Consider the following 22,905-nt stretch of genomic DNA (forward strand, 5'->3'; position numbering starts at 1 on the left):
CCGTTGAGCACCCACGGACTCCCGCGCCCCTCCTCGCAGAAGGACCACCACTCGATGACTGTCACGTCCGGCACGTCCGCCGCCTCGACCACGTCTGCCGCCCCGACCACGCCGACCGCCCCGGCCGCGACGGCCCCCGTCGGCCTCGGCGCCGCCCAGCTCGCCTCCGCCGACCTGTTCCGCTCCGTCTTCCGGCGGCACGCGGCGGGCGTCGCCGTGATCACCGCGTCCGGTGACACCGGCCCGGTGGGCTTCACCGCCACCTCCCTGAGCTCCGTCTCCGCCGAGCCCCCGCTGGTCTCCTTCGGCATCGGCACCGGGGCCTCCAGCTGGCCGACGGTGTCCCGGGCCGAGTACGTCGGCGTCCACATACTCGGCGAGCACCAGCGGGAGCTGGCCGCCACGTTCGCGCGCAGCGGCGCCGACCGGTTCGGCGCCCCGACCTCCTGGCAGGAGGGACCGCACGGCGTCCCCGTCCTCGACGACGTGCTCGCCTGGCTGGTCTGCCGCGTCCACGCGCGCGTGCCGGCCGGCGACCACCGCCTCGTCCTGGCCGAGGTCGTCCTCGGCGACCCCGCAGGCGCCGGCCGGCCGCTGCTCTACCACCAGGGCCGTTTCACCGCGCTGCGTGATTGATCACGCCTGCTCTCCCTGCGAGATCGCTGCGTTCCGGTTACGCTGCGTTGCACAGGTCACAGTTCAAAGCGCTTGCTTAGCGGGCAGGAACTGGGTGTACTGACGAGTAATATCTCGGTCGGAGCGCGGGCCGCCCCGGACCGGGATCGGCCGCTTCGGGCGCCTATGCTGCCTGGAAGTAGGCAGCCGATGAACTGACGATGCAGTAGGAGAGCCGGCGTGAGCTTGAGGATCGTTGTCACTGTGAAGTACGTGCCCGACGCCACTGGCGACCGGCACTTCGCCGATGACCTGACCGTCGACCGGGACGACGTGGACGGCCTGCTCTCCGAGCTGGACGAGTACGCGGTCGAGCAGGCGCTGCAGATCTCCGAGAACTCCGACGACGACGTCGAGGTCACCGTGCTGACCATCGGCCCCGAGGACGCCAAGGACGCGCTGCGCAAGGCGCTGTCCATGGGTGCCGACAAGGCCGTCCACGTCGAGGACGACGACCTGCACGGCACCGACGCCATCGGCACCTCCCTGGTCCTCGCCAAGGCCATCGAGAAGGCCGGCTACGACCTGGTGATCTCCGGCATGGCCTCCACCGACGGCACCATGGGCATCGTGCCCGCCCTGGTCGCCGAGCGCCTGGGCGTCCCGCAGATCACGCTGCTGTCCGAGGTCTCCGTCGAGGGCGGCACCGTCACCGGCCGCCGCGACAACGACGCCGCCTCCGAGACGCTCGAGGCGTCGCTGCCGGCCGTCGTGTCGGTCACCGACCAGTCCGGCGAGGCCCGCTACCCGTCGTTCAAGGGCATCATGGCCGCCAAGAAGAAGCCGGTGGAGTCCTGGGACCTGTCCGACCTGGAGATCGAGGCGGACGAGGTCGGCCTGGAGGGCGCGTGGACCAAGGTCGACGCCGCGAACGAGCGCCCGGCCCGCACGGCCGGCACCATCGTCAAGGACGAGGGCGAGGGCGGCAAGCAGCTCGCCGAGTTCCTCGCGGGCCAGAAGTTCATCTGAGCCCCGCAGCCGCCGACCCCCTCACCTTCGTTCCGCAGGAGATGCATTCCCATGGCTGAAGTCCTCGTCTACGTCGACCACGTGGACGGTGCCGTCCGCAAGCCCACCCTGGAGCTGCTGACGCTGGCCCGCCGCATCGGCGAGCCCGTCGCCGTCGCGCTGGGCAACGGCGCCGGTGACACCGCCGCCGTCCTCGCCGAGCACGGCGCCGTGAAGGTCCTGACCCACGAGGCGTCCGAGTACGCCGACTACCTGGTCGTGCCGAAGGTCGACGCCCTGCAGGCCGCCGTCGAGCAGGTCTCCCCGGCCGCCGTGCTGGTGCCGTCCTCCGCCGAGGCCAAGGAGGTCGCCGCCCGTCTGGCGCTGCGCATCGGCTCCGGCATCATCACCGACGCCGTCGACGTCGAGGCCGGCGCGGAGGGCCCGGTGGCCACCCAGTCGGTGTTCGCCGCCTCGTTCACCACCAAGTCCCGTGTCGTCAAGGGCACCCCGGTCATCACGGTCAAGCCGAACAGCGCGTCCGTGGAGGCCGCCCCGGCCGCCGGCACCGTCGAGGCGCTGTCGGTCACCTTCTCCGACAAGGCCACCGGCACCAAGGTCACCGGCCGTACGGCGCGTGAGTCGACCGGCCGTCCGGAGCTGACCGAGGCCGCGATCGTGGTCTCCGGCGGCCGTGGCGTGAACGGCGCGGAGAACTTCGCGATCATCGAGGCGCTGGCCGACTCGCTCGGCGCGGCCGTCGGCGCCTCGCGTGCCGCGGTGGACGCGGGCTGGTACCCGCACACCAACCAGGTCGGCCAGACCGGCAAGTCGGTCTCCCCGCAGCTGTACATCGCCAACGGCATCTCCGGCGCGATCCAGCACCGGGCCGGCATGCAGACCTCGAAGACGATCGTGGCCATCAACAAGGACGCCGAGGCCCCGATCTTCGACCTGGTCGACTACGGCGTCGTCGGCGACCTGTTCGACGTCGTCCCGCAGCTCACCGACGAGATCAAGACCCGCAAGGGCTGATCCCCGACCGGCTGCCCGAGGCCCCCGCGACCCCTTCCGGTCGCGGGGGCCTCGGCTCATTGCGGGTCGGCCGGGAGCCGCAGCGCCGCACACACCGGGAAGTGATCGCTGGGCCACTGCCCGCCGTCCGCGGAGAGGTCGACCCAGGCCCGCTGGACCGTCACGTCCGGTGTCGCCAGGATCCAGTCGATGCGGTCCCCGCCCGGCGTCGGCGGCCCCCAGCCGTGCCACGTGCAGTACGCCGGACCCCGGCTGCGGGCGGTGTCCCAGGTGTCGACGAGACCGGCGCCGAGCAGGGTGGCGTGTGCGGGGCTCTCGTGGGCGACGGCGTTGAAGTCGCCGGTGACCACCAGCGGCGCGGACCCCGCGAGGCCGGGGACGCGCTCGGCGATCAGGGCGGCGGCACGCGCGCGTGCGTACGCGCTCCCGTTGTCCAGGTGGGTGTTGAGCACGCAGAACGGCCGTCCGCCGGCCGCCCGGTCGTGGAAGCGCACCCAGGTCACCATGCGCGGGTGGACGCCGCCCCAGGTGTTGGAGCCGGGCCGGCCGGGGGTGTCGGACAGCCAGAAGTCGCCGTGGCCGACCGGGACGAGCCGGCGCCGGTCGTAGAAGACCGCCGCCGACTCGTCCTCGCCGCCGTCGCGGCCGGTGCCGATCCAGTCGTAGTGCGGCCCGAGGTCGGACTGGACGTCCGCGAGCTGCGGGCCCTGGCCCTCCTGGGTGCCGATGACGTGCGGGGCCGCCCGGCGCAGCAGCTCCCGCATCACCGGACGGCGCTCGGGCCAGCTGTGCGGGCGGGTGCGGCTCGCGAAGCGCAGGTTGTAGCTCATGACCTCCAGCGGCGGGGGAGGCCCGGTGCGTTCCGGCGTGCGCCGGGCGCCGGAGGCCCGCACCGTGGCGAGCAGCGGTACCGCCACAGCGGCCGCCAGCGCCGTGCGCAGCCCTGTCCGGCGCCTCACGCTCCCCGGGCCCGTCATGTGCCCTCCCTCCCCCTGCGCGTCAGGATGGGGGGAGCGGGCGGGCGGACGGAAGGGGCCGGACGGGGAAGGCCAGATGAAGAACCGCTCGGTCCTGTCGGTGGACCGGGTGTTGACCCACGGGAAGATCCCCCGTTAGCTTCGTTCTACGGATTGTTGATTCCGCACAGCGGAAAACGGGAGGGTGTGGCATGGGGCAGGGCCAGCAGGAGACGGTCGCGACGAGCCTCGCGGGCGCCGTCGGCGAGGAGATCAGCGCCTCCCTCGCGCCGGTCGACGCCGAACTGGAGCGCCGCTACCCCGGTGACCCCGGCACCCGCCAGCCCGTCCACACGGTCTACGTCCCCGGTGACGCCTTCGCCGCCGACACCCTGCGCACCTGGGGCGACCAGGCCCTCGCCGCCCTCGACGAGCACGCCCCCGACGCCGCGTCCTTCGCCGCCGTCCTCGGCCTGCCCGACGACCTTGCCGAGCCCGTGTACACGCGCGTGCGCGCCAAGCTGGAGCGCGAGCCCGTGGAGGACCTGCGCGTGGACTTCGAGGACGGCTACGGCCCCCGCCCCGACGCCGAGGAGGACGAGGCGGCCGCCCGCGCCGCCCGCCTGATCGCCGCGGCGTACGCCGACGGCACCGCCGCCCCGTACATGGGCATCCGCATGAAGTGCATGGAGGCGCCGGTGCGCGACCGGGGCATCCGCACCCTCGACGTCTTCCTCACCGGCCTGACCGAGCACGGCGGACTGCCGGACGGGCTCGTCCTGACCCTGCCCAAGGTGACCTACCCCGAGCAGGTCACCGCGATGGTCCGGCTCCTCGAGGCCTTCGAGAAGGCGCGCGGCCTGGAACCCGGCCGGATCGGCTTCGAGATCCAGATCGAGACCAGCCAGGCGATCCTGGCCGCCGACGGCACCGCGACCGTCGCCCGCATGATCCAGGCCGCCGAGGGCCGCGCCACGGGCCTGCACTACGGCACCTTCGACTACAGCGCCTGCCTCGGGGTCTCCGCCGCCCACCAGGCCAGCGACCACCCGGCCGCCGACCACGCCAAGGCGGTCATGCAGGTCGCCGCCGCCGGCACCGGCGTCCGGCTCTCCGACGGCTCCACCAACGTGCTGCCCGTCGGCCCGGCCGCGCAGGTCCACGACGCCTGGCGGCTGCACTACGGCCTGACCCGCCGCGCCCTCGCCCGCGCCTACTACCAGGGCTGGGACATGCACCCCGGCCACCTGCCCACCCGCTACGCCGCCGTGTTCGCCTTCTACCGCGAGGGCTTCGCCCAGGCCGCCGCCCGCCTCGCGCGCTACGCCAGCCGCACCGCCGGCGACGTCATGGACGAGCCCGCCACCGCCAAGGCCCTCAGCGGCTACCTCCTGCGCGGCCTGGACTGCGGCGCCCTGGACGCCGCCGAGGTCACGGAGGCCACCGGCTTGACCCGGGCCGCACTGGAGGGCTTCGCCGCGCCCCGCCGGGGCGACCTCACGGCGTCGACGAAGTAGGGCCGGCGGACGGAAGAGCCGAGGCCGGGCCGCCGTGCGCGGGAGCGCGACGGCGACCCGGCCCGGTCGTCCTACTGAGGGTGGCTGCCGTACGGGCGCGTGATGATCTCCATCCCGTGCCCGGCGGGGTCGAGGAAGTACACGCCCCGGCCGCCGTGGTGGTGGTTGATCTCGCCGGGCTGCCGGCCGTGCGGATCGGCGAAGTAGGTGATCCCGGTCTCCCGGATCCGGTCGAACGCGGCGTCGAACTCGTCGTCGGAGACGAGGAACGCGTAGTGCTGCGTGACGATGGACCCGGCAGGGACGGACGCGAAGTCCAGGGTGACGCCGTTGCTGGTGGCGACCGGGACGAACGGGCCCCATTCGGCGCCGACTTCGAGCCCCAGGACGTGGGCCAGGAAGCGCGCGGACTCGTGGTGGTCCTCTGCGTGGACGATGGTGTGGTTCAACTCGACGGACATGTGTGGAATGCCTCCGCGGGCAATCTCACGGGCACCTCCATGCCTCACCCGGCCGGTGACCGACACGCGATGCCGTACTCCGGACCCTAGTCGGACACCCCCTAGTCGTTGAACAAGTGTTCCAGCCCGGACCGGGTCACCCACCCCTCCCGCGCGAACAGCAGGGTGCCCCGCACGCAGCGGTGTGCGTCGGCCCGTGCCCGGGCGCAGAACTCCTCCGGGGTGTTCCCGAGGAGCCGCCGCAACGCGGGGGAGGACAGCAGGAGTTCCGTGAGCAGGGCGCGCTGCCCGGGGTGGTCGCGCGGCACGCCGGAGCCGTCGTGCAGGACGCCCCGGCGGTTGGCGTAGGCGAACACCTCCGGCAGGACCGTGCCGTCCGCCAGCTCGACCCGCACGTCCGGTACGGGCAGTCGTACGCGCACGAAGTTGCCGTCGGGCAGCGTGGCGCCCTCGCTCGCGTCGATCACGGCCAGTTGCTCGGCGTCCAGCCAGAGCAGGACCAACTCCCGCACGGCGGCGGGACAGCGGACCGGCGCCGCCGAGACGTACCCCATGCGGCTGACGTGGGCGGAGACGCCGACCCCGAGGCCCGTGACCCGGCACCGCACCATCGGGACCGGCGCGGTGATCCCGAACGTGGCCATCTTGTCGCGCAGTTGGCCGGGGCAGGCGTTGGAGCCGACGCACAGGACGGGCGTGCGGTCCGGGTGGGCCAGGCGGTCCAGGGGCAGCATCCGGTCGCCGGCCAGCAGCCCCGACTCCCGTGGCCAGGCGCCGGGATAGGCCAGCGGGAAGGCGCGCGGGGCGTCGGCCAGCCCCAGCTCCTCCAGCGTCGCTCCGGCCTCCACCGGGGCCTCAGTCCGCCGGGGGCAGCTCGCCCGAGCCGCGCGCGATCAGCCGGGTGGGCAGCTCGATGCGCTCGGGCAGCAGGAGCGCCCCGTCCAGCTGCCGGAACAGCCGGTCCGCCGCCGTGCGCCCGATGGCCGCCGCGTCCTGCGCGACGACGGTGACGCCCGGCTGGAGCAGGTCGGCCAGTTCCAGGTCGTCGAACGCCACCAGGGCCACCCGCCGGGACTGCTCGGCCAGCACCCTGATCACGGTGACCGTCACCCGGTTGTTGCCCGAGAAGACGGCGGTGACCGGCGAGGGCCCGGACAGCATCTCCTCGGCCGCGCGGCGCACCCGCGCCGGGTCGGTGGCGCCGAGGGACATCCAGGCGTCCTCGACGGGTATCCCCGCGTCCTCCATGGCCGTCCGGTAGCCGCGCAGCCGCTCGGACGCGGTGTGGATGCGGGGCATGTCGCCGATGAAGCCGATCCGGCGGTGCCCGTGCGCCACGAGGTGGGCGACGCCCTGCCGGGCGCCCCCGAAGTTGTCCGACAGGACGCAGTCGGCGTCGATCCCCCCGGCGGGCCGGTCCACGAACACGGTGGCCACGCCGGCCTTGATCTCCGGCTCCAGGTAGCGGTGGTCGTCACCGGCCGGGATGATCACCAGGCCGTCCACCCGGCGGGCGCACAGCGCCAGCGCCAGCTCCTGCTCGCGGTCGGGGTCCTCGGCGCTGGAGCCGTTGATCAGCAGGGCGCCGTGGGCGCGGGCCACCTCCTCCACCGCGCGGCTGAGCGGCCCGTAGAACGGGTCGGCGAGGTCCTCCAGGACCAGGCCGACGCTGGCGGTGCGGCCCTTGCGCAGCACGCGCGCGCTGTCGTTGCGGCGGAAGCCCAGCGCGTCGATGGCCTCCTGCACCCGCCGCTCGGTCTCGGGGGTGACGCCCGGCTCGCCGTTGACCACCCGCGACACGGTCTTCAGGCCCACGCCCGCGCGCGCGGCGACGTCCTTCATGGTGGGACGGTTGCCGTAGCGTGGGGCGCTCGGACGGTCGGCGCGGCGGGGCGTCTCGGGCACGATGCGGAGTCCTTTGTCCTGTGATCCACGGGTCCGCGGGGGCCCGGCGGCGCCGGTCCGCACGGAACGGGTCCGCGGGGATGCGGAAGTCCGTGGTGTGTATGAGGATGTGGCGTCGAGCATAGAGCCTGGACAACGTTGTCAGATGCGGGGGAGACTGTCCATCGCAATCTCCGGCCCGCGTCCCCCACCGCTGGACCGGCCAGCCCCTTCTTCGTGGTGAGCGGGAGATCCCAGACTGATGCACACCGACCTCGTGGCCGCGCTCGACATCGGCGGCACCAAGATCGCCGGGGCGCTGGTGGACGGCGACGGCACGATCCTGGTCCGCGCGCAGCGCCCCACGCCCGCCCAGGAGGACGGCGACACCGTCATGCGGGCGGTCGCGGAGGTGCTGGGGGAGCTGACCGCGTCCGAGCTGTGGGGGCGGACGCGGGCCGTCGGCATCGGCAGCGCCGGGCCGGTGGACGCCTCGGCGGGCACCGTCAGCCCGGTCAACGTGCCCGGCTGGCGCGACTACCCGCTGGTCGACCGGGTCCGCGCCGTCGCCGGGGACCTGCCCGTCGAGCTGATCGGCGACGGCGTGGCCATCACGGCGGCCGAGCACTGGCAGGGAGCGGCGCGCGGCCACGACAACGCGCTGTGCATGGTGGTCTCCACGGGCGTCGGCGGCGGACTGGTCCTCGACGGCCGCCTGCACCCGGGGCCGACGGGCAACGCCGGTCACATCGGGCACATCAGCGTCGACCTGGACGGCGACCCGTGCCCCTGCGGGGCGCGCGGCTGCGTCGAGCGGATCGCGAGCGGGCCGAACATCGCCCGCCGGGCGCTCGCCGACGGCTGGCGGCCGGGCCCGGACGGCGACCCGTCCGCGGCCGCGGTGGCCGCCGCGGCCCGGGCCGGCGATCCGGTCGCCGTCGCCTCCTTCGAGCGCGCCGCCCAGGCCCTCGCCGCGGGCATCGCGGCCACGGCGACGCTGGTGGAGATCGACATCGCCGTCGTCGGCGGCGGCGTGGGCAAGGCGGGCGAGGTGCTGTTCGCCCCGCTGCGCAAGGCCCTCACGCAGTACGCGACCCTGTCGTTCGTCCGGCGCCTGACGGTGGTCCCGGCCCAGATGGGCACGGACGCGGGGCTGGTGGGGGCCGCAGCGGCGGCGCTGGCGGGGTGGGCCGGGACGGCACCGGCGGGGGTGTGAGCGGCCGCAGGAACGGTCCGGGCGGCCGGGGCGGGTGGCCGGAGTGGCCGAAGCGGGTGGCCGGAGGGGCCGGGGACGGCGTGCCCAGGGCCGAGGGCCCGGGGTGGGCCGTCCGGAGGTCGGCCCGGTGGGTCACCCGGGGGTCGGCCAGGTGGGCCACCCGGCCGTCGGTGCCCCCCACGGCCCGTGACCTCCCGGCCCGTCCCGTAGTTGATCCCGGCATGAAGAAGCGCAGCATGCTCGCCATCGCCTCCCTGGCCACGGGGTTCGTCGTCGCGGCCATCACCCCGTCCCACGGTCAGGACGCCGAGGACCTCGGGAACCTCAACGTGGGGGACACCCTCACGTCCCTGGACCACACCATCGCCAGCGAGAGCTTCGCCCTGGACGACGCGCCGGGGCACACCGACTGAGGCGGAGCCGGTTCCCCGTACGACGGCGCCGGTGCCCCGAGGGGGTGCCGGCGCCGTCGCCGTCGTCCGGGGCGCCCTCAACTGGGCCTGGTTTCCGTGGCAGGGTGGAGCGGGCAAGCCACAGGGGGCCAACAGAAGAGGGGGACACGTGACCGTCGTCTGGATCAACGGCGCGTTCGGTGCGGGGAAAACGTCCACCGCACGGGAGCTGATCGAACTGATCCCGAACAGCACGCTCTTCGACCCCGAGGTCATCGGCGCGGGACTCCCGCAGCTGCTGCCGGCCAAGCACCTCGCCGAGGTCGGCGACTTCCAGGACCTGCCGATCTGGCGGCGCCTGGTGATCGACACGGCGGCGGCGCTCCTCGCCGAGCTGGGCGGCACCCTCGTCGTCCCCATGACCCTGCTGCGCCAGGAGTACCGCGACGAGATCTTCGGCGGCCTCGCGGCCCGCCGCATCCCCGTACGGCATGTGCTGCTCGCCCCGGCGGAAACGATCCTGCGCCGACGGATCGCCGCGCGGGAGGTGCCCGCCGACCTGCCCGACGGCGAGCTGCGCCCGCGCGGGTGGGCGTACGACCACATCGAGCCGTACCGCGCGGCGCTCACCTCCTGGCTGGCCGCCGACGCCCACCTCGTGGACACCGGCGCCCTCACCGCGCGCGAGGCGGCCGTGCGCATCGCGGAGGCCGTCAGCACCGGCGTGGTGCCCGTCTGCGACATCGTGCAGACCCCCGAGCCCACCGCCGAGACGCAGGCAGCGGGCGTCCTGCTCTTCGACGGCCAGGACCGCGTGCTGCTGGTCGACCCGACCTACAAGCCCGGCTGGGAGTTCCCCGGCGGCGTGGTCGAGCGCGGCGAGGCACCCGCCCGGGCGGGCATGCGCGAGGTCGAGGAGGAGACCGGCATACGGCTCACCGAGGTGCCCCGGCTGCTCGTGGTCGACTGGGAGCCCCCGAAGCCGCCCGGTTACGGCGGTCTGCGCCTCCTCTTCGACGGCGGCCGGCTCGACCCGGCGACCGTCGAGGGCCTGCTGCTGCCCGGCCCCGAACTGCGCGCCTGGCGCTTCGCGACCGAGGAGGAGGCGGCCACCCTGCTGCCCCCGGTCCGCTACACCCGCCTGCGCTGGGCCCTGCGGGCCCGGGAACGCGGCGCCGCGCTGTACCTCGAGGCGGGGGAACCGGTGGGCGAGACGCCCCCCGGGGCCTGATCCGACGGTCGATCCTTCCGGGCAGCGGCACCGGGCACCCGCGCCGCCGGCCCTGTCCTGTGCCCCTCGCCCGCCGCTGACGTGGCAGGTGCCCCGCGACCGGAGCGGGGCGACTCCGGTTGTCAGACCCAGGTGGCAGCATCACCTGAGTGGGCGCTCCGAGGCGTCCTCGACGGACCTCCACAGCGAACGAAGAGGAGCATCCTCCCTTGCGACTTCATCGGGTAGCGCCCGGCATCGCCGCGGCCGTCCTCGCCCCGGCCCTCCTGCTCGCCACCCCGTCGTTCGCCGCCACGACGGCGCCGGCCGCGGTGGCGGGGTCCGCGGTGTCCTCGTCCGTGGACGAGCCGGACGCCGACGACCTGAAGGTGGCCATAGCCCGGATCCTCGCCGACCCGGACAGCGGGCGGCGTGTGACGCGAGAGGCCAACGCCCTGCTGGACGCCGGCGACCCCGGGGCGATGCGGGCCTGGCTGGAGACCGGTTACCGGATCGCCCAGGCCGAGGACGACCGCGTCGCCATAGCCCGGATCCTCGCCGACCCGTCCATCAGCCCGGCCCTGCGCGCGGCAGCCAACGCCGCCCTCGACGACAACACGCCCGAAGCGCTGCGCCACTTCCTGGAAGTCGGCAGGTACCGGATCGCCTGACCGGCACGGCGGCGCCCCACCCGAGCGCGTCACCCGGGTGGGGCCGTCCGCACCTCCGCGTGCCGGCGGCCCCACCCGGAGGCCCCGTGCCGGCCCGGTGCCCTCCGATGAGCCCTGTGGTCCCGCTGCCCGGCGCGCCACCGGCCTCCGACAGGAGAAAGTCCACTCCGGGTGACCACACCACCCTTGCGCATCGAGCGCAGCGTTCCGCTGACCGCTGACCGCTTCCCCGGTGACCGACCTGCCGTTCAAGCCGCCACTGGTCAGAGCGGTGTTCAGGTGACCTCGTTGCACGTTTCCAGGCCGGCCACGTGGGTCGCCCCTTCGGTGACGCGGACCTTGCTGACGGAGATCACCGACGGCGCGGGTGAGGGCGGTCCCGGCGATGGTGCGCGACCTGGACGGAATCACCAGCGTGTTCCTGACCGGCCTGGGCCGGCACGCGGCCCGGGTCGTCCGCGAGGGCCGGGTCGAGCGGTGGGGGACGGTCAGTCCCGTGGCGCCCGGCGAGCCGGCCCCGGCGTCGCTGATCGGGGACCCCCTCCTCGCCGTGTCCACCCGCCACGGGGACGGGCGTACCGTCGGCGGACTCGACGTCCTGGCCGCCGTCTCGATGCACCTGTTCGGCGATCTCAGGCAACGCGCCATCACCGAGGCAGCCGACATGACACGCAACACGTCGGCCACCTGATCGGGGCACGGCCCCCGGCCCATCGAGCGGGCCGGGGGCCGGGTCCCCGTGCTGTGCGGGTCAGTCCGTCGCGTAGTTGCTCAGGAACAGGGCCTCCGCCACCGCGAGGCGCTCCAGCTCCTCGGGGGAGACGCTCTCGTTGACCGCGTGGATCTGTGCCTCCGGCTCGCTGAGGCCGATCAGCAGGATCTCCGCGCTCGGGTACAGGGCGGCGAGGGTGTTGCACAGCGGGATGGAGCCGCCCTGGCCGGCGTACTGCATCTCCTGGCCGAGGTAGGCGACCGCCATCGCGTCGGCCATCGCGGCGTACGCCGGGCTGGTGGTGTCGGCGCTGAACGGCTGGCCCTGGCCGACCTGTTCCACGCGCACGCGCGCGTTCCACGGCGTGTGCGCCTCGATGTGGGCCTGGAGCAGCTTGGTGGCCTCCGCCGCGTCCACACCCGGCGGCACCCGCAGGCTGATCAGACCCCGCGCGCTCGCCTGCACGGACGGCGTGGCGCCCACCACCGGCGGGCAGTCGATGCCGAGGACGGTGACGGCCGGGCGGGCCCAGATGCGGTCGGCGACGGTGCCGGAGCCGATCAGGTCCACGCCGTCCAGGACTTTGGCGTCCTGGCGGAACTGGTCCTCCGCGTACTGCAGGCCCTCCCAGGACGCCTCGCCGCCGAGTCCGTCGACCGTGGTCGAGCCGTCCTCGGCGCGCAGCGAGTCCAGGACCCGGATCAGCGCGGCCAGCGCGTCGGGCGCCGCGCCGCCGAACTGCCCGGAGTGCAGGTTGCCCTCCAGCGTGTCGACCTGCACCCGCAGCATCGTCATGCCGCGCAGCGTCGAGGTGACCGTGGGCAGTCCGACGCGGAAGTTGCCCGCGTCGCCGATGACGATGGTGTCGGCGGCCAGCAGCTCCGGGTGCTCCTCGGCGTACCGCTCCAGACCGCCCGTGCCCTGCTCCTCGGACCCCTCGGCGATCACCTTGACGTGCACCGGGACCCCGCCGTTCGCCTTCAGGGCGCGCAGCGCGAGCAGGTGCATGATCACGCCGCCCTTGCAGTCGGCGGCGCCGCGCCCGTACCAGCGGCCGTCCCGCTCGGTCAGCTCGAACGGCGGAGTGGTCCAGCCGGCTTCGTCCAGCGGCGGCTGCACGTCGTAGTGGGCGTAGAGCAGGACGGTCTTCGCACCCTCGGGGCCGGGCAGGTAGCCGTACACCGACTGCGTGCCGTCGGGCGTGTCGAGCACGGCCACGTCCTGGAAGCCCTCGGCGGTCAGCGCGTCCGTGATCCAGCGCGCGGCGGCCTCGCTCTCGCTCTTCGGGAACTGGTCGAAGTCCGCCACCGACCGGAAGGCCACCAGCTCGGCCAGCTCCGTCCTGGCCTGCGGCATCAGCGCGGCGACGGTCCCGGCGATCGGATGCGACGACATGGGCACGCTCCTTGTGGGTGCGACGTTGTACTCGTGAGCGCACGTGTGTGCGTAACGACCGTGCGAGCGTACGCGCCTGCCGCGGCGCGGGGCATCTCGCGGTCGTCTCCCTGCCCGGCGGTGCGTGACGATCTCCGCCGTAGGATGCGGGGGACAGCAGCGGCAGGCGGCGGATCGGGAGCAGTAGACCATCGTGAGCAGCGAGAACTCTTCGGCGGACGACGTGCGGCAGGTGTGGGACGTCGTCGTGGTGGGCGCGGGACCCGCGGGGGCTTCGGCCGCGTACGCGGCGGCGGTCGCGGGAAGACGCGTCCTGCTGCTGGAGAAGGCCGAACTGCCGCGCTACAAGACCTGCGGCGGAGGCATCATCGGCCCCTCCCGCGACTCACTGCCGCCCGGCTTCGAGCTGCCCTTCAAGGACCGGGTGCACGCGGTGACGTTCTCGAACAACGGCCGCTTCAGCCGCACCCGCCGTTCCCGGCAGATGCTGTTCGGTCTGATCAACCGGCCCGAGTTCGACCAGCAACTGGTCGAGCACGCCCAGAAGGCGGGCGCCGAGCTGCGCACCGGCGTCACGGTGACGCGGGTCGAGCAGCACGGCTCGGCCGTCCCGGACCGGCGCACCGTTGCGGTCGTCCTCCAGGGCGGCGAGACGCTGCTGGCCCGCGCGGTGGTCGGCGCCGACGGCAGCGCCAGCCGCATAGGAGCCCACGTCGGGGTGAAGCTGGACCAGGTGGACCTCGGCCTGGAAGCGGAGATCCCGGTCCCGGAGACCGTCGCGGAGGACTGGAAGGGCCGGGTGCTCATCGACTGGGGCCCGATGCCCGGCAGTTACGGCTGGGTGTTCCCCAAGGGCGACACGCTCACGGTGGGCGTGATCTCGGCGCGCGGCGAGGGTGCCGCCACCAAGCGGTACCTGGAGGACTTCATCGGCCGCCTGGGCCTGGCCGGCTTCGAGCCGAGCATCTCCTCCGGCCACCTGACCCGGTGCCGCGCCGACGACTCGCCGCTGTCCCGCGGGCGGGTCCTGGTCTGCGGGGACGCGGCCGGTCTGCTGGAGCCGTGGACCCGTGAGGGCATCTCCTTCGCGCTGCGCTCGGGCCGCCTCGCGGGCGAGTGGGCGGTGCGTATCGCGGAGGCGCACGACGCGGTCGACACCCGCCGCCAGGCGCTGAACTACGCGTTCGCGATCAAGGCGGGGCTGGGCGTGGAGATGGCGGTCGGCAAGAGCATGCTGTCGGTGTTCGAGCGGCGCCCCGGCGTCTTCCACGCCGCGCTCACCGGCTTCCGGCCCGCCTGGCGGGCGTTCACGGACATCACCCGCGGCCGGACGACCCTCGGCGAGCTGATGCGCACCCACCCGCTCGCCCAGCGCGCACTCCTGGCGTTCGACCGGCGGCCGGCTGCGGTGCCGGCGAAGCCGGAGGCGGAGGAGCAGGCGGAGTCCTGACCCGCCCGTCCGGGAGGCGGTCGCCCACCGTCTCCCGCCGCTGTCCCGTCGGGCCGGCCTCGCCCAAGGTGACCGACCGGCTCCCCCGCACCCGTTCGGCGACCGGCCCCGGGCAACCCCGCTCGTCGGTTCCGGGCCGCCCGGGGCCCTCGACTCCGGACTCTTGTCCCCGGCCGGCCACACCGAGCACGATCGGCCGCCGGCCAGGCCGCTCGGTGCGGTGCCGGTAGACCGTCCTGGACCGGACTGCTCGCCGGCGGAAACCGAGCTGTGGGCGGGCGGCCGGTACGCCTCGGCCGAGAGCTCGACGACGCACACGAAACCGGGTTCGCGGCGGAGGGCGGTGCATCCTGCGGGGGCGTCCGGCCAGGCCAGAGTGCCGTCGTCGCGCGGCGGGTGCCCGCGACGCATGCGCACCGGGTGCGGCGAGCGGGATGATGACCTCGCGGGGCAACCCGGTCGCCACGGTGGCCGGGGAGGCTGTCTGTTGGCCTGTGGCGATGATGCGGCGGGGCAGTTACTGACGTCGGTCGGGTCCGTCGCGGACTCTTCGGGGACACAGGAGGCGGGATGCACTCGCTGGGTGCCAGGCTCACCAGTGCTCGGGCACGTTCCTTCGTGGGTCGTGAGGTCGAGCTGGACTGCTTCGGCAAGGCCCTGCGGGGGGACGCCGACGCGCCGTTCGTGTTCTGGCTGGTCGGGCCGGGCGGGATCGGCAAGTCGGCTTTGCTGCGGCGTCTGGGGGATACGGTGCGGGCCGAGGGACGGGGTCTGGTCGAGTTGGACGGCCGGTTCCTCGGGCGCGACCCGGCGGACTTCGAGGACGCGGCGGACGCTTTCGTGAGCGTTCCCGGGACGGTGCTGTTCGTCGACTCGTTCGAGCACTGCCAGTGGCTGGAGAGCCGGTTGTGGCAGCGGTTCCTGCCCCGGGCCGCTCCGGGGGCGCTGGTGGTGTTGGCCGGGCGGCTTGCTCCGCAGCCGCAGTGGACCGCTGACCCCGCGTGGGCAGGTCTGCTGCAGGTCCGGGAGCTGCGTCCGCTCAGCGGGGGCGAGGCCGAAGCGTTGCTGGAGGCGGCATCGGTGCGGCCGGAGCGGCGGGACGCGGTACTGCGTTTCGCCGGGGGCAATCCGTTGGCGCTGACGCTGGCCGCGGCAGCCGACTCCGCCGGGCGGGTGGGCGCTGAGTGGACCCCCTCGGCCGAGGTGCTCCGCACGTTGGTGGCCGGACTGGTCGGGGAGGTTCCCTCCGCTGCTCATCGTCGAGCCCTTGAGGTGGCAGCGCAGGCCCACTCGACCACCGAGGAACTGCTCGCGGCAGTGCTCGCCGATCAGGACGCGTCGGAGCTGTTCCAGTGGCTGCGTGAGCTGCCGTTCATCGAGTCGACGCCCTTGGGGCTGTACCCGCATGACGCGGCGCGGGAGACATTGGTGGCCGACCTGCGCTGGCGGGCGCCCACCGCGTTCCAGGCGATGCGGCAGCGCTTGGCGGAGGAGTACTTGCGTCTGTTGCGCGAGGCCCGGCCGGAGCGGGTGCGGGCGGTCACCGACGATCTGTTCTACCTGTTCCGGGACGTCCGGAAGCTGCAGCGGACGAGGGTGTGGGTCAGTGCCGGGGAAGACCTGTACGAGGATGTCCTCCGGGAGGAAGACCACAGCCTGGTGCTGTCCATGGCGGAGCAGGCCGAGGGCCCGGAATCGGCCGAGTTGGTGCGGTACTGGCTGGCCCGGCAACCGCAGGGCTTCAGCGTCTTCCGGCTGACCTCCAGCGGGCGGATCGTCGCGTTCACCACGCGCCTGGTCCTCCCGGCGCCGCCGGAGGACGACATCGACCGCGACCCGGTCGTTGCGGCCGCGTGGCAGTACAGCCAGGAGACCGCACCGGTGCGGCAGGGCGAGCACATCGCCATGACCCGGTTCTCGATCTATCCCGAGCGCTACCAAGTGCCCTCGCGCGTGATCGACTTGAGCAACTCCCGAGTCCAGGCGGAAGCCATGCGGGCACGCGGACGCGCGCACGGCTTCCTCGTCTACCACGACCACACGGCCTGGGCGGAGCGGCTGCAGGGAGTCCTGGCCGACTCCGGGGTCCGGTGCGAAGTCGGCGGCCGCGAGTACGGGCTGTTCACCATCGACTGGCGCAAGATCCCGGTGGAACAGTGGATCCGGCACCTGATCGACGCCACCGAGATGCCGCCGCTGTCCGGGCCGTCGGGAACACCGCGCCCGGCCTTCGACCAAGCCGTCCGCGAAGCACTGCAGTTGTGGCGCGACCCCGGCGCGTTCGCCGCCTGCGCCTTGCTGCGCACCCGCCTGGTGGCCGACTGCGATGATCCGGTGCAGGGCCTGAAGGACCTGCTGCGAGAGTCGGTTGAGGCGCTCGCAGGCGACCCGCGCGGCGTGCGGGCCAAGGAGGCCCTGGCGACCGCGTTCTTCTCGGGCGCGCCGACGCAGGAGGCCGCGGCGCGGCGCCTGGGCCTTCCCTACGGGACATTCCGGCGCCACCTGAGGCAGGGGCTCGACCTGCTGTGCGCGTCACTGTGGGACAAGGAGCTGTACGGCACGGCGTGAGTCCTCCGGCGCCGGCCGAGTGGACAGGCGTGGACAGCGCCGGACACCTGGAGGGCTGGGAAGTGGACGGCCGACGGGGCCACGCTACGAGGCATGAACCCCACCGCTTGCAGGCCCCGACGCTTCCACCCCGCCGGCCCACGGCGCGCACCTCCGGACCGCGAGCCGCACCGCCTGCGGACGCCGCCACGGGTTGACTCCCCAATGTGTGAGTGGTTGAGTACTCACATGAAGAGCGATCGACCCCGTCAGTTGTCCACCGCCGAGGAGCGCCGTGAGACGGTGCTGCGCACCGCGATCGGCGCCTTCGCCGCCCGCGGTTACTGGGGCACCACGACGACCGAGGTGGCCAAGGCGGCGGGCATCTCGCAGGCGTACGTCTACCGGCTGTTCCCGAGCAAGGAACTGCTGTTCACGGCGGTGGTCGAGTACTGCTTCGTGCAGGTGCGGGCCGCTCTGGAGCGGGCTGCGGCCGAGGCCACGGGTAGCTCCCCGGAGGTCGTCCTCGATTCCATGGGCGAGGCGTACGCCCGCCTGATCAGCGACAACGATCTGATGCTGATCCAGCTCCACGCCCAGGCGGCGGCAGTGTCCGAGCCGGCCGTGCGCGAGGCCGTGCGGCAGGGCTACGCCCGGCTGGTGGAGTACGTGCGCGGCGCTTCCAGTGGCGCGGAGCAGCAGGTCCAGGAGTTCTTCGCGCGGGGCATGCTGTGCCATCTCATCGTCTCCATGGGGGCCGAAGGGGTGGACACCCCCTGGGCCAGGACGCTGTCGGCCGGCATCAGGCACTACTGAGCCGAGCGCGACCGCGCGGCCGGACCATCGGCGGGGCACCCAGTCCCGCCTCTCTTGGACGACAAATGTGAGTGGTCAACCACACAAGGAGTGTTCCCGTGAGAACGACCGGCACCACCCGCAGCCCTGGAGCCGCTCTCGCGGCCCTGGCAGGGGCGCAGTTCACCGTCATGCTGGGCACCTCGATCGTGAACGTGGCCCTGCCGCAGATCCGGTCGGGCGTGGGCCTGTCGGACAGCGCCACCACCTGGGTGGTCAATGCCTACGGCTTGGCTTTCGGGGCCCTGCTGCTGGCCGGCGGCCGGGCGGCGGACCTGCTGGGCCAGCGGCGGATCCTGCTGGTGGGCCTCGGGGTCTTCGCCGCGTCGTCGCTGGCCGCGGGGCTCGCCGCCACGTCCCCGGTGCTGATCGCGGCGCGGGCGGTGCAAGGGCTGGGGGCGGCGGCGATCGCCCCCGCGGCACTGGCCCTGGTGATGGACGTGTTCCCTCCGGGCCCCGGTCGCGGGAAGGCGCTCGGGGTGTGGGGGGCGGTGTCCGGTGCGGGCGGGGCGGCCGGGGTCCTCCTCGGAGGCGTGCTCACCCAGGCGTGGGGCTGGCAGTGGATCTTCTACACGGTCGCGATCGGCACCACCCTCGTCCTGGCCGCCGCGGTCGCCGGCGTGCCAAGGGCGCCTGCCCAGGTGAGCGGACGCTTCGACCTCCTCGGCACGGCCACCGTGACCGTCGCCCTCACCGCGCTGGTGTGGGGTCTGACGACCGCGCGCCGCACCGGGTGGAGTGATGCTTCCGTCCTGGGGAGCTTCGCCGTCGCTGCCTCACTGTTCGCCGCGTTCGTCCTGGTCGAGCGCCGCCACCCGCACCCGCTGCTGCCGCCGCGCGTGTTGCGGACCGGGCGGGTCGCCGCCGGGAACGTGCTGATGGCGCTGCTGGGATCGGTGTGGATCGCGTTGTTCTTCTTCCTGCCGCTCTACCAGCAGCAGGTCCTCGGCGACAGCCCGCTGGCCACAGGGCTCGGCCAACTCCCGCTCGCCTTCGCCAACATGCTCGGCTCCACCCTCGCGCCGCGGATCTCCCGCCGCATCGGCGCCACCGTCACGGTCACCGGCGCGCTGCTGACCGAGGCCGCCGGACTGCTGTGGCTGTCGCGTGTCAGCGCCCATGGCAGCTACGCCGTCGACGTCCTGGGCCCCAGCATCCTGATCGGCCTCGGGCTGAGCATCGCCTTCGTCCAGCTGACTGCCCTGTCCGTCGAGGGTGCCCCCGTCCAGGACTCGGGACTGGCCGGCGGCCTGGTCAACACCACCCGCCAGGTCGGCGGCGCGGTCGGTCTGGCCGTCCTGGCCACCCTCGCAGGCACCGCCACCGCCCACGCGGCCCCCCACCAACCGCACCTGGAGGCACTGACCGCCGGGTACCGGACCGCTTTCGCCATCAGCTCCGCGGTCCTGGCCGCCACCGCTGCCCTCGCGCTCGGACTCTCCCGCCGACGCTCTGCGGCCCCGGCCTCCGACGGGCCCGTCCCGCAGCCCGCGGCCCACCACTGACCCACCGACCCCCAGCACCCGACACCACATCGACCGAGAGGAACCGCGTCCATGTTCACCATCGACGAGACCGCCCCCGTCATCGTCCGCCTGTCCACCGTCATCGACGCCCCCCTGGAGCGCATCTGGGCCCTGCACACCGACATCGACGCCTGGGCCGAGTGGAACGCGGACGTCGATCAGGCCGAGCTCGACGGACCCCTCCTGCCGGGCAACTCCTTCCACTGGAAGACCCACGGCCTGGACATCACCTCCACCCTCCGCGAGATCGTCCCCGGGCAGCGCCTGGTGTGGGGCGGCCCCGCCAACGGCATCGAGGGCGTCCACGTGTGGACCTTCGAGCAGACCGGCAGCCAGGTCACGGTCCACACCGAGGAGTCCTGGAGCGGCGCCCCCGTCGACGCCGCCACCGAGCAGCTCGGCCAGGCCCTGCAGCAGTCCCTGACCACCTGGCTCGCGAGCCTCAAGTCCCGAGCCGAGCAGAGCAACTGAAGCACCAGTCCTGTCCCCGCCGCACCCACGAAACGAGATTCCCGCCATGACCGCCGACAAGCCGTACCTCACCGGCCACTACACGCCCGCCGTCGACGAGATCACCGCCACCCGACTGACCGTCGAGGGCACCCTCCCGCCGGAGCTGACCGGCCGCCTGATCCGCAACAGCCACAACCCCAAGCCGGGCGTCACCCCCAGCCACTGGTTCAAGGGCAGCGGCATGGTCCACGGCATCCGGCTGCGCGAAGGCCACGCCGAGTGGTACCGCAACCGCTGGGTCCGCACCCCCGCCCTCGACGGCGCCCCCTACATGACCGACCACGGGATCGACCTGACCGCCAGCACTGCCGGCACCCACGTCATCGAGCACGCCGGCCGCCTGCTCGCCCTGTGCGAGGCGAACTTCCCCTTCGAACTCACACCCGAGCTGGACACCGTCGGCGCCTTCGACTTCGACGGCAAGCTGCGCAGCGCCATGACCGCGCACCCGAAGACCGACCCGGTCTCAGGGGAACTGCACTTCTTCGGCTCCTCCCCGTTCCCGCCCTACCTGATCCACTACGTGGCCGACGCCACGGGGCAGATCACGCACAGCGCCGAGATCCCCGGCGCGACCGCCTCCCTCAAGCACGACTTCGCGATCACCCGCCATCACGTGGTCTTCGTCGAGGGCACCGTCACCTTCGACCCCGACGAGCACTCCGGCATCCCCTACGGCTGGAACGACGACCAGCCGGCCCGGATCGGCGTCATGCCCCGCGGTGACGAGGGCGCCGGGAAGATCCGCTGGTTCTCCATCGAGCCGGGGAACATGCTCCACGCCGCCAACGCCTACGAGGACGCGCAGGGGCGCATCGTCCTGGAGGGCCCCACCGTCGACCGGGAAGGCTTCCAGCTCTCCTGGAACTGGTGGGTCGGCGCACCCGGCCGCGGCACCGAGCCCAACACCCGCTCCTACACCCGCCGCTGGGTCGTCGACCTCGACGCAGGCAGCGTCGACGAGCAGATCATCGACGACCTCGCCGTCGAATTCCCGACCCTCAACGAAGAGTTCCTCGGAGCCGAACACCGCTACCAGTACGCGGTCTCCTTCCCGGACCAGGAAGGCTTCGGCGGCTACGGCGTCGTCAAGTACGACCGCACCACCGGCGCCCGCCGCGTCCACCAGATGGGCGACGCCCGCCTGCCCAGCGAAGCCGTCTTCGTCCCCGCCGCCGGCGCCACCCGCGAGGACGACGGCTACCTCCTCACCGTCGTCTCCGACCTCAAGCAGGACGCCTCCCAGCTCCTGGTCCTGGACGCCTCCGGCCTCGACCGGATCGCCACCGTCCACCTCCCGCGCCGCGTCACCGGCGGCATCCACGGCTCCTGGATCCCCGACAGCGAGCCCCACAACTGACCCACCCCTGCGGCGGGGCGGACCCGCCCCGCCGCAGGCAGGCCCCCAACCGGCTCACCGACACGCAAGGACCTGACCATGCGCATCCTCACCGCCACCAAGTTCCTCGCCGCCACCACCGGCGCCCTCCTCCTCGCCACCGGCACCGCCTACGCCCTCGGCGACGACGAGCCGGCCGCCTCCAGCCAGGCCCTGATCGCCCACACCGGCAACGTGGAAATCGACCACAACGCCCCCGTCATCACCCGCGAGAACATCCTCATCCACGCCCCCCTGCGCACCATCTGGAAGATCCAGACCGACGTCGAGAACTGGCCCGCCTGGCAGCCCGACGTCGTCTCCGTCGTCAAGGACACCCCCGGACGCCTGCGACCCGGCTCCACCTTCCGCTGGACCACGGAGGGCCTCGACATCACCTCTACCGTCCGGCAGGTCGTTCCCGGCAAGCGCCTGGCCTGGGGCGGCCCCGCCCAGGGCATCACCGCCGTCCACGTGTGGACGTTCACCCCCACGGCGCACGGCGTCCTCGTCCACACCGAGGAGTCCTGGACCGGCACCCCCGTCGAAGCCAACCAGGCCGTCCTGCAGGCCGCCCTCGACAACTCCCTCCACAACTGGGTCAACAACCTCAAGCACGAGGCCGAGACCCAGGCCGCCGAGTAATCCCCTGCCCCCAGCCTCCGGAGCAGTCACCGGCTCCGGAGGCACCCACGCCGGAGAGGCCCACCGTGTCGCTCGACAACGCGCCTCACGATCCAGGTCCTCGCCGCCCTCCCTGCAGCAGGGACACACGGAAAGGAAAAGTATGCAGAGGAAAATCACGAGGCGAATCCTGGCTGTCATCGCTTCAGCGACTGGGATTCTTGCCGGCCAGGCAACGGTGGCTCCCGCTCACGCCATCGTCGGCGGAGCCTGGGCCGGCAAAACCCGCCACACCGTCCAGGTGGACGTTGTCAAACTCAATGGCACTACGACTCGGTGCAGTGGAATATTGGTCGATGACAGCTGGGTGCTCACCGCCGGGCACTGCCTGTGGGCCACAGAGCCGTCGAAGGTCACCGTGCACGTGGGCTCCCTCCAGTTGAACGCCGGTTACCAGAGGGGCCTGAAGGGCTATACCGGGTGGAACAAGGCGGACGTAGCCCTGATGGAACTCGACGCACCTGTACCACTCGGCTGGGCCCCTTTCCCCGCGGCCGACCATTACGTCGACACCGGCACCAATCTCGCCGCATCAGGCTGGGGCCAGACCGCGGCCGGACAATGGCCTGCAAAGCTCGCCGTGTGCACCGTCAGGGTCGGCCGGTACCTCGAGAACAACGAACACATCGTGCACATGGATGTCGCCCGGGGAGACGGCATCCAGAGCAACGGTGACTCGGGGGGACCGATCGTGGATGCTGCCGGAGTCCCCCACGCAATGACCATCAGCGGCGACAACAGTACGGTCGCACGCGCTGTGTCCCTGGCTGACTCAGATCTGCAGAACTGGATCGTGAGCAGAATCTGATGAGTGGACGTTGAGTCCCTTTCTCGTAGCGGCCTCTGCCGGGTCGGGTGAGAAGCCTTGTCGTACGAGGCG

22 protein-coding genes are annotated in these 22,905 nt (G+C 73.0%); 17 read left to right on the top strand and 5 right to left on the bottom strand.

Annotated elements, in window-relative coordinates; all coding sequences use genetic code 11:
• The first annotated feature begins 54 nt into the window (after nt 1-54).
• The 3 genes from AQJ30_RS01200 to AQJ30_RS01210 all read left to right on the top strand — a co-directional run bounded on the left by AQJ30_RS01200 (nt 55) and on the right by AQJ30_RS01210 (nt 2,658).
• Nucleotides 55-636: a flavin reductase family protein gene (locus tag AQJ30_RS01200; protein WP_079083704.1), complete on the top strand. Its 582-nt coding sequence runs from the start codon at nt 55-57 to the stop codon at nt 634-636.
• A 219-nt stretch (nt 637-855) separates the two neighbouring features.
• Entirely contained in the window at nt 856-1,644 is a 789-nt protein-coding gene (locus AQJ30_RS01205) for an electron transfer flavoprotein subunit beta/FixA family protein (RefSeq protein WP_067227742.1), read from the top strand.
• 51 nt (nt 1,645-1,695) lie between these two features.
• Complete coding sequence (locus AQJ30_RS01210) at nt 1,696-2,658, top strand: electron transfer flavoprotein subunit alpha/FixB family protein (RefSeq protein ID WP_067227743.1); 963 nt, start codon at nt 1,696-1,698, stop codon at nt 2,656-2,658.
• Between the two features lie 56 nt (nt 2,659-2,714).
• Here AQJ30_RS01210 and AQJ30_RS01215 read toward each other — a convergent pair whose 3' ends face one another.
• Entirely contained in the window at nt 2,715-3,635 is a 921-nt protein-coding gene (locus AQJ30_RS01215) for an endonuclease/exonuclease/phosphatase family protein (protein WP_067227745.1), read from the bottom strand.
• Nucleotides 3,636-3,826: 191 nt separating this feature from the next.
• On the opposite strand from AQJ30_RS01215, the gene AQJ30_RS01220 reads away from it, so the two are divergent.
• Complete coding sequence (locus AQJ30_RS01220; RefSeq protein WP_067227747.1) at nt 3,827-5,131, top strand: DUF6986 family protein; 1,305 nt, start codon at nt 3,827-3,829, stop codon at nt 5,129-5,131.
• A 71-nt stretch (nt 5,132-5,202) separates the two neighbouring features.
• Here the strand turns inward: AQJ30_RS01220 and AQJ30_RS01225 are convergent, their stop codons facing one another.
• The 3 genes from AQJ30_RS01225 to AQJ30_RS01235 form a co-directional block, all read right to left on the bottom strand.
• On the bottom strand, nt 5,203-5,592 hold the full coding sequence (locus AQJ30_RS01225) for a VOC family protein (protein ID WP_067227748.1): 390 nt from the start codon (nt 5,590-5,592) through the stop codon (nt 5,203-5,205).
• 101 nt (nt 5,593-5,693) lie between these two features.
• Nucleotides 5,694-6,440, bottom strand: coding sequence for a hypothetical protein (locus tag AQJ30_RS01230; RefSeq protein ID WP_067227750.1), 747 nt, complete (start codon nt 6,438-6,440; stop codon nt 5,694-5,696).
• A 7-nt stretch (nt 6,441-6,447) separates the two neighbouring features.
• Nucleotides 6,448-7,497 (bottom strand): LacI family DNA-binding transcriptional regulator, encoded by a 1,050-nt coding sequence (locus AQJ30_RS01235; RefSeq protein ID WP_067227752.1) that lies wholly within the window; start codon nt 7,495-7,497, stop codon nt 6,448-6,450.
• A 241-nt stretch (nt 7,498-7,738) separates the two neighbouring features.
• Here AQJ30_RS01235 and AQJ30_RS01240 point away from each other — a divergent pair, with 241 nt between their 5' ends.
• The 5 genes from AQJ30_RS01240 to AQJ30_RS39060 all read left to right on the top strand — a co-directional run bounded on the left by AQJ30_RS01240 (nt 7,739) and on the right by AQJ30_RS39060 (nt 11,656).
• Nucleotides 7,739-8,692, top strand: coding sequence for an ROK family protein (locus AQJ30_RS01240; RefSeq protein WP_067227754.1), 954 nt, complete (start codon nt 7,739-7,741; stop codon nt 8,690-8,692).
• A 221-nt stretch (nt 8,693-8,913) separates the two neighbouring features.
• Nucleotides 8,914-9,105: a hypothetical protein gene (locus AQJ30_RS01245; protein ID WP_067227756.1), complete on the top strand. Its 192-nt coding sequence runs from the start codon at nt 8,914-8,916 to the stop codon at nt 9,103-9,105.
• Between the two features lie 148 nt (nt 9,106-9,253).
• Nucleotides 9,254-10,315, top strand: a complete 1,062-nt coding sequence (locus AQJ30_RS01250; protein WP_067227758.1) for an NUDIX hydrolase — start codon at nt 9,254-9,256, stop codon at nt 10,313-10,315.
• A gap of 209 nt (nt 10,316-10,524) precedes the next feature.
• The gene (locus tag AQJ30_RS01255) at nt 10,525-10,965 is read left to right on the top strand and encodes an ALF repeat-containing protein (RefSeq protein WP_067227759.1); all 441 of its coding nucleotides are present in this window, start codon (nt 10,525-10,527) and stop codon (nt 10,963-10,965) included.
• A 385-nt stretch (nt 10,966-11,350) separates the two neighbouring features.
• Complete coding sequence (locus tag AQJ30_RS39060) at nt 11,351-11,656, top strand: hypothetical protein (protein ID WP_245726763.1); 306 nt, start codon at nt 11,351-11,353, stop codon at nt 11,654-11,656.
• A gap of 60 nt (nt 11,657-11,716) precedes the next feature.
• Here AQJ30_RS39060 and AQJ30_RS01265 read toward each other — a convergent pair whose 3' ends face one another.
• Nucleotides 11,717-13,072 carry a dipeptidase gene (locus AQJ30_RS01265; protein ID WP_067227761.1) on the bottom strand — a complete coding sequence of 452 codons (1,356 nt, stop codon included), beginning with the start codon at nt 13,070-13,072 and terminating at the stop codon, nt 11,717-11,719.
• 193 nt (nt 13,073-13,265) lie between these two features.
• Between AQJ30_RS01265 and AQJ30_RS01270 the strand changes: the two genes are divergently transcribed.
• The 8 genes from AQJ30_RS01270 (at nt 13,266) to AQJ30_RS01305 (ending at nt 22,833) form a co-directional block, all read left to right on the top strand.
• Nucleotides 13,266-14,522, top strand: a complete 1,257-nt coding sequence (locus AQJ30_RS01270) for a geranylgeranyl reductase family protein (RefSeq protein WP_067227762.1) — start codon at nt 13,266-13,268, stop codon at nt 14,520-14,522.
• Nucleotides 14,523-15,092: 570 nt separating this feature from the next.
• Nucleotides 15,093-17,090 carry an ATP-binding protein gene (locus AQJ30_RS01275; RefSeq protein WP_067227764.1) on the top strand — a complete coding sequence of 666 codons (1,998 nt, stop codon included), beginning with the start codon at nt 15,093-15,095 and terminating at the stop codon, nt 17,088-17,090.
• Between the two features lie 228 nt (nt 17,091-17,318).
• Nucleotides 17,319-17,885 carry a TetR/AcrR family transcriptional regulator gene (locus tag AQJ30_RS01280; RefSeq protein ID WP_067227765.1) on the top strand — a complete coding sequence of 189 codons (567 nt, stop codon included), beginning with the start codon at nt 17,319-17,321 and terminating at the stop codon, nt 17,883-17,885.
• A 98-nt stretch (nt 17,886-17,983) separates the two neighbouring features.
• Nucleotides 17,984-19,429 carry an MFS transporter gene (locus AQJ30_RS01285; RefSeq protein WP_067227767.1) on the top strand — a complete coding sequence of 482 codons (1,446 nt, stop codon included), beginning with the start codon at nt 17,984-17,986 and terminating at the stop codon, nt 19,427-19,429.
• Between the two features lie 51 nt (nt 19,430-19,480).
• Entirely contained in the window at nt 19,481-19,921 is a 441-nt protein-coding gene (locus AQJ30_RS01290) for an SRPBCC family protein (RefSeq protein ID WP_067227769.1), read from the top strand.
• A 46-nt stretch (nt 19,922-19,967) separates the two neighbouring features.
• Nucleotides 19,968-21,323 (top strand): carotenoid oxygenase family protein, encoded by a 1,356-nt coding sequence (locus AQJ30_RS01295; protein ID WP_067227771.1) that lies wholly within the window; start codon nt 19,968-19,970, stop codon nt 21,321-21,323.
• Nucleotides 21,324-21,401: 78 nt separating this feature from the next.
• Nucleotides 21,402-21,986, top strand: a complete 585-nt coding sequence (locus AQJ30_RS01300; protein ID WP_079083705.1) for an SRPBCC family protein — start codon at nt 21,402-21,404, stop codon at nt 21,984-21,986.
• A gap of 142 nt (nt 21,987-22,128) precedes the next feature.
• Entirely contained in the window at nt 22,129-22,833 is a 705-nt protein-coding gene (locus AQJ30_RS01305) for a trypsin-like serine protease (RefSeq protein WP_067227773.1), read from the top strand.
• The last annotated feature ends 72 nt before the right edge of the window (nt 22,834-22,905 follow it).

The organism is Streptomyces longwoodensis, assembly GCF_001514125.1.
GTDB classification, from domain to species: Bacteria; Actinomycetota; Actinomycetes; order Streptomycetales; family Streptomycetaceae; genus Streptomyces; species Streptomyces longwoodensis.